This window comes from Kitasatospora sp. NPDC057512, assembly GCF_042802135.1.
Taxonomy (GTDB): domain Bacteria; phylum Actinomycetota; class Actinomycetes; order Streptomycetales; family Streptomycetaceae; genus Kitasatospora.
On record NZ_JBHVET010000762.1, the window covers coordinates 1 to 3,912 of the forward strand.

2 protein-coding genes are annotated in these 3,912 nt (G+C 75.5%); both read right to left on the reverse strand.

The genetic code is table 11. The features are described from left to right. Positions 1 to 36: 36 nt before the first annotated feature. The gene (locus ACFU6K_RS33315; protein ID WP_380669447.1) at positions 37 to 438 is read right to left on the reverse strand and encodes a YccF domain-containing protein; all 402 of its coding nucleotides are present in this window, start codon (positions 436 to 438) and stop codon (positions 37 to 39) included. Positions 439 to 594: 156 nt separating this feature from the next. Next, a partial coding sequence (locus ACFU6K_RS33320) for a S8 family serine peptidase (protein WP_380669449.1) occupies positions 595 to 3,912 on the reverse strand: 3,318 nt, incomplete at its 5' end.

Genomic DNA, 3,912 nt, shown 5'->3' on the forward strand with positions numbered 1-3,912 from the left:
CTGCTGCCCGTCGCCGGCCGTCGAGGTCCGTCCCGGTTACCGCGCGCCCCACTCCCGGTCCGTGGAGACGATCTCGCGGCCGAGCGGCATGAGGGAGATCGGGATCATCTTCAGGTTGGCCCACCCGAAGGGGATGCCGATGATCGACAGGAACAGCGGGATGCTGGTGACCAGATGCCCGATGGCCAGCCACCATCCGGCGAAGACGAACCAGATGACGTTGCCGACGCAGGACGCGGGCCCGGCGTCCGGCCGCTCGACGGTCGTCCTGCCGAACGGCCACAGTATGAAGCCGGCGATCCGGAACGAGGCGATGCCGAACGGGATGGTGATGATCAGTACACAGCAGATGATTCCGGCGAGCACGTAGGCAAGAGCCATCCAAATGCCGCAGAAAATCAACCAGATGACATTGAGGATGAACTTCACTGCACTCATGCTTGGTACCTTCTCACGGCTGGTGGCGCTGCACTGTGACCTTGCCATGCCCGTCGGCGCCTGTGTCTACGCCCTTAGGGGTCGTTCCTCAGGGATCGGTCCGGGTAGTGGTTTCGGAGAGCCGGCCGGGGGAGACCCCGGGCCAGCGAGCCCGCTTCACGGCGTCAGTCGGTAGGCGCGGAGAGCGGTCTGCTCGACGGAGCCGCCGTCGGCGTCCCGGGCCACGGCCCTGAGCGAGACGAAGCCGCCCGTCCCGGCCGGCGGGTCGACGGTGACCCGGTAGCCGCTGTCGCCCGGCCGCACCGGGGCGTCGCGCCAGGTGGCGCCGTCGTCGAAGGAGACCTGGACCTCCAGGCTCGCGACGGCTGCGGCGGGCGCGCCGCTCTGCCGCTCGACGGCGGCGAGCAGCGTGTGCTGCTTGCGCGGCGCCTGGTTGTCCGGGTTGACCGGGGCGGTGAAGCGGACCACGTCGATCGGCAGCGGGGTGCTGCGCGGGGTGCCGCCGGGGCCCGGTGCGACGGCTCCCGAGCGGAAGGTCCAGACCGCCTCGACGGTGCCGGACAGCGCGGCCCACGGCTCGGACCGGGTGGCCTTCGCGGTCAGCCGGTACGTGGCGTCGCCGGCCGGCACGGCGAAGTCGGCGGACTCCCGTGCGCTGCTGCCGATCCGCTCGCCGTCCCGCTCCAGGTCGATCCGGACGGTGTCGTCCAGCCGCCGCGTCCACGGTGAGCCGACGTGGCCGGGTGAGGCGTCGCTGAACAGCTGCGGCGCCAGCGTGAGGAAGCCGTCGCTGGTGCGGGCCATGGTGGCCGCGCCGCCCTGGCCGGGGGCGAGGCCGGGTCCGATGACGGCGGCGTTCCAGCGCTCGGCACAGGTCTCGCCGGCGGCGCAGCGCAGGGCGCCGCTCTGGCTCACCGTGGAGGGGATCATCTCGCCGCCGGGCCCGGTGCTCTGTCCGAAGATCGTCTCGCGGCGCTGGTCCTTGACGGTGAAGTACTCGGTGCGGACGGCCGGCAGCGCGAAGTTCGGCTCCGCGATGCTGAGGCCGCCGACGCCGCCGGCCTCCGCGAAGCTGCTGAAGTCGCCCGCCGTGCCGGGGGCCTGGGCGAAGTAGCGGGTGTTGAGGGTGGCCAGCTCGCCCGGGTCGACGGTGAAGGCCGGGTCCGGGAGCCCGCCGGTGGTGTGCACCAGCAGGTCGTAGCGGTCCGGCAGCCGTCCGTTCTGCTGCGGCGGGCCGTTCTGGACGCTCTGCGCCGTGAAGTCCAGTCGGCCGGCGCCGGGGCGGCCGCCGGGGATGACGTACAGGTTGCCGGGCCGGCCGATGGCCGCGAAGGAGTCGGCGCACCCTCCGTCGCCGCCGGTGCGGTAGCAGTAGCCCGCGGAGAGCGACCAGCCGGTGGTGGCGCGGCCGGGCACCGTGACGGTCAGCTGCCTGCCCTGTCGGGCGTCGACGGCGAGCCTGGTGTCGCCGCGCAGCTCCAGCTCGGGCTGGAGGAACAGGGTGGACGTCGGGCTCGCGGTCCCGGCACCGGGGGTGACCAGCCTGCCGCCGAGGTTGTAGCGGCCCTCGGGCACCCGGGCGGTGGCGGTGCCGCCGGTGAACCGGAGCGGGAAGGACTCCCGGGTGTCCAGGTTGACCAGGCCGATCATCGACTGGGTCAGCCAGGTCCCAGGCCCCACCGGAGCGCCGTCGCGGTCGACCGCGGTGACGGTGACGTCGTGCCGGACGGCCTCGCGGGTGAGCGCGTACGGGGTGGTGACGGCGGTGCCGCCGGGGCCGGTCGCGGTCACCCGGCCGGTCAGCGAGGCGCCCGCGGCGATCCGGGCCGGGTCCACGGTCACGGTGGCCGGTGCGCCGGCGCCGGCCGGGACGGTCAGCCGGGCGGGGGCGACGGTGAACCCGTCGGCCGGCCCGGTGGACTCGGCGGCCAGGTCCAGGGTGACGGGCGTGCCGCCGGCGTTGTGGTAGGTGACGGTCCGGCTGACCGGCGCCGCGCCGGACGCGTCGTCCAGGTGGATCCCGGTGCCCTCGGCGGTCGCGTACACCTCCTGGGTGGTGGCCCGGGCGACGTCGACCCGCCCGGCGCCCTGCTCGTAGGCGCCGCGCCCGGCCAGCGGGGCGGCGGAGGACACGAGCGCGGCCTTGAGCTGCGGCCCCTTCCAGTCCGGGTGCCGCTGGAGGAGCAGGGCGGCGGCTCCGGCGACGTGCGGGGCCGCCATCGAGGTGCCGGAGATGGCCGTGTACCGGTCGCCGACCGGGTTCTGGCCGTCCGTCCCGGCGGCGCGGGCGGCGACGATGCCGATGCCGGGTGCCGTGAGGTCCGGCTTGACGGCGTGGTCGCCGGTGCGCGGGCCCTGGCTGGAGAGGCCGGCCGGCGAGCCGTCGCGGTCGACGGCGCCCACGGTCAACGCGGCGTCCGCCGAGCCGGGGGTGCCGACGGTGCCGGGCCGGCCGCTGTTGCCGGCCGCGGCGACGAAGAGCGTGCCGTAGCGGGCGGAGAGCGTGTTGACGGCCTGGGCCAGCGGGTCGGTGCCGTCGGTGGCGGCGCCGGTGAAGCTGGTGTTGACGATCGGCGCGCGGGCCGCGGCCCACTCCATGCCCTGGAGCGCCCAGGACTCCTGGCCGTTGCCCTCGTCGTCCAGCACCTTGCCGACCAGCAGCCGGGCCTCGGGGGCGACGCCCCTGAACCGGCCGTCGGAGGCGGAGCCGGTGCCCGCCACGATCGAGGCGACGTGGGTGCCGTGGCCGTCCGCGTCGGAGGCCACCGGCGGGGGGCCCTCCTGGGCCGGGTCGGCGCGGGTGAAGTCGGAGCTCTCGCCGAGGGAGCCGGCCACGTCGGGGTGCCCGCGGTCGATGCCGCTGTCCAGCACCGCGACCGTGACGCCCTTGCCGGTCCAGCCGGACGACCAGGCCTGCGGGGCGCCGATCTGCGCGGTCGACCGGTCGAGCGCGGCGGTCACCTTGCCGTCCAGCCAGACCTTGTCCACCCCGCTCGCGGCGAGCCCGGCGCCGGGCCGGGCGAGCTGCTGCCAGAGCTCGCCCGTGCGCGCCTTCGGGGCGCGCAGGGCCACGCCGTGCACGCTCTCCAGCGTGCGTACGACGGTGGCCCCGGCCGGCGGCGCGGCGGCGGCGAACCCCTTGGCGTCGGGTCGGTCCGAGCCGAGGATCAGCAGCAGCTCGGTGGTGCCCGCGTCGTCGTAGCCCTGGGCGATCAGTCCGGCGACGTCGAACAGCCGCGGGTCCAGCCGCCCGGTGCTCAGCGGCTCGACGGCGTCCGCGGGGAGCAGGGTGAGCGTGCCCGGGGCGCCGGAGCGCTGGGTGAAGGTCACGTCCTCGCGTCCGGGCCCGGGCTGTACGGCGACCAGCGACACCCCGCCGTCGGTGCCGACCAGGGCGGTGACCCGGTCGCCGGTCACCAGGGTCACCCGGACCGGCCGGCCCGCCGCCGGTGCGGAGCCGTCGGCGGGGGCCCC

Excerpts from the sequence above, each read along its gene's own strand:
- ACFU6K_RS33315 (WP_380669447.1), bottom strand. The coding sequence starts at position 438 with ATGAGTGCAGTGAAGTTCATCCTCAATGTCATCTGGTTGATTTTCTGC.